Below are 2,505 nucleotides of genomic sequence, written 5' to 3' on the forward strand. Positions count from 1 at the left end.
CCAGGTTCTTCAATATACTTCATAATAATAATGCTACCACCTTAAGTAAGATATTCTTCTCTCACGTCTCGCACCCTCTGATAAGTTCACTCACAGAGGCTTTCGTCTTAACAGGCTTAAATCTAATTCTGCATCTAACTCCTTAAAAAGCTCTCCGACAGAAACCTCTAGACCGCTACTTGTCTCAGAGATTTCAATTCTTCATTAGATCTTCATTCTATTAAATCATCCTCTTTACATAAAGCTTTTTACAACCAGTCAGAAACCTGAGTTCCTAAGCTTTACCACTACACTCAATACCTACACATAACGTTATGAAGAACCTAGCTCAATACTGTTTCTGAGATTCTTTCGGTCCAGGATCAAAGAATGTTAGTTGCACTGGTGTTTGTTGTTGGAGGCTTCTCAAGCAGAGTAGGAGCATAGGGTAAACGTCATGGCTAATGAGCTAGCTGAGAAGATAACTTGTGAAAGGGTTTCGATAGAGGAGATCACCAGGATCTAGAGTTAGTGTCTGCAGATATTATTGCTCGCTGTATTTATTAGGTAGTGTAGGTTAGAATTTGTTGGTAGTCTGAAACGGCTGAAGGTCTGACGGTACGTGTTGGTCGGAAAAGGACTATAGTTATACCGAAGAAGATTGCGGATATGCTGGGCATTGAGGAGGGGAGTCGAGTTATGCTTGTTATAAGCGGTAATAAGCTGGAGGTCATACCGTTGCCAGATGCTATAACTCTCTCGCTTAAGGGGAAGAAAGTCGCGAGAGTAACTCTGAGAGAACTTGAGGAGGAGAGCATGCGTGAGCAGAAGAGGTATAATGGAGTCTTTTCTAGCTAGAGTGGTAGATAAAGGTGTAGTGCTGAACACATTTGGGTTTTATGGTTGTCTGTGTGGCTGTCTATAAGGTTGTCTGGTTTAATTGGTTAGCGAGGGTTTTTTCGTGATTTTGGAAGACTTCTTGTTGATTCTACTCTCGGCTTCTGTTTCATCGCTTGAGGAGGACTCTGGTAGAGTTAGAGTTGCTAGGGGCTTTTTTCTAGCTGGATTAACGCTGGTTTTATTGCATACTGCACACGTGATTTCAGCTAATTTTAATCTTTATGCTACTATAACCGCACTAGTGCTCGTAGCTCTCTTAATATTCTACGCTGGTATTTACGCAGTGGGGAAATTCAGCGATTTAATCAACGAAGTTCTACTAAGAGTCTATCTATGCGTTTACACCGGGGAAGAATGCGAAGAACTAGTAGATAAACCGAGCGATCCTGTTGAAATAACATTAAACACAGCTTTAGGGCTCTTAAGAGGAGAACTTACTCCATTGGAGAAAGTACTGAGAAACATTAGAAGTCGTAAACTGTCCACAAAGCAAATACTACTCTTATTCTTCACTATATTAATATACCATCTATCAACACTCCTATCTCTTTCGCTTCTACTCTCAGCTTTACTACTACCACTAGGTGTTGTTGAATCAGCTAAGCTAGCTTTTAAAACCCCTCTCTACGCGATGGGATTTATCATCGTAATCCTCGGAATTATACTATCGTACAGCACTAAGTTCACTGCAGAGTCAAGCGAGGTGAGAAATGAGCAGGGCTCTAGTGTGTTACCACCCTTAATTCCAGCAGAAATGCTATACCGAAGACTACTAACAGTAACACCTAGAAACCGACTAGAAAGAATAATCCTGAAGCTAGCACTACTCTTTTTCAACGCAATACCCAATCACCTAAAGTTTAAGCCAGAGACTCCACTAGTAGTCTTCAACCTATACGAGTGCAACCCAGCACTCTCTACGATAATCAATGAAGTTGAAAAACTCAGAAAACACGGCTATAACGTCGAAATCAAAGGCGAAACAAATAGGATCGGGGTAGAATGTGATAAGATCAGGACTCTAAGTAAGTTTATTATACTACACGATAAGAAATCCCCAGCTGATGTTTACAGAGAACTAATGCTAGTAGGAATAGATAACAAGAAGGAAGGAAAATACGCCACCAAGATACTAATACGAGAATGTGAAGCCAGAAGAACAAGCACAAGCGAGAACAAGGAGTCTAAGCCCGGTACAAGCAAAAACAACGAGAGTAAACCCTGTAGACTGGTTGCTGTAATAGGAATGAGAGCATGGAAAGGCTGTGCAAAGTACTATAGAATAAGGCAAGTAGGAGAAAAAAGAGAACCAAGGCTGATAACCACACTAGAGCCTCGTCGCGTTATCTCAATGTTTGTAGTAGGTAGAAGAGATATTGCTAGTATAGTTAGCATTTTAATGAATACTTACCTAAGACAAGCTAGCATAGAAAACACCTTATGCTTAGACGAAGAGGAAGAGCAGGGAAAAGATCCCTAAGGAGAATCTAAAGAGCACGATCTGATCAGCTCTAAGAACAGCGAGCAACTCTCTTGGAAATATCTCGTGCATTCTTATCAAGTACTCTGATGTTATTCTTCTGCCTTTCAACTAGCAGTGAATAGTTGATTTACCAATACCTAGTT

2 protein-coding genes are annotated in these 2,505 nt (G+C 40.7%); both read left to right on the top strand.

Annotated elements, in window-relative coordinates:
- Nucleotides 1-591 precede the first annotated feature (591 nt).
- Entirely contained in the window at nt 592-837 is a 246-nt protein-coding gene (locus tag QXV08_RS08590) for an AbrB/MazE/SpoVT family DNA-binding domain-containing protein (protein WP_342821543.1), read from the top strand.
- A gap of 103 nt (nt 838-940) precedes the next feature.
- A complete protein-coding gene (locus QXV08_RS08595; RefSeq protein WP_342821532.1) occupies nt 941-2,359 on the top strand; it encodes a hypothetical protein in 1,419 nt (472 codons plus the stop codon).
- The last annotated feature ends 146 nt before the right edge of the window (nt 2,360-2,505 follow it).

Origin of the sequence: Desulfurococcus sp. (assembly GCF_038881575.1) — an archaeon.
Classification (GTDB): domain Archaea; phylum Thermoproteota; class Thermoprotei_A; order Sulfolobales; family Desulfurococcaceae; genus Desulfurococcus.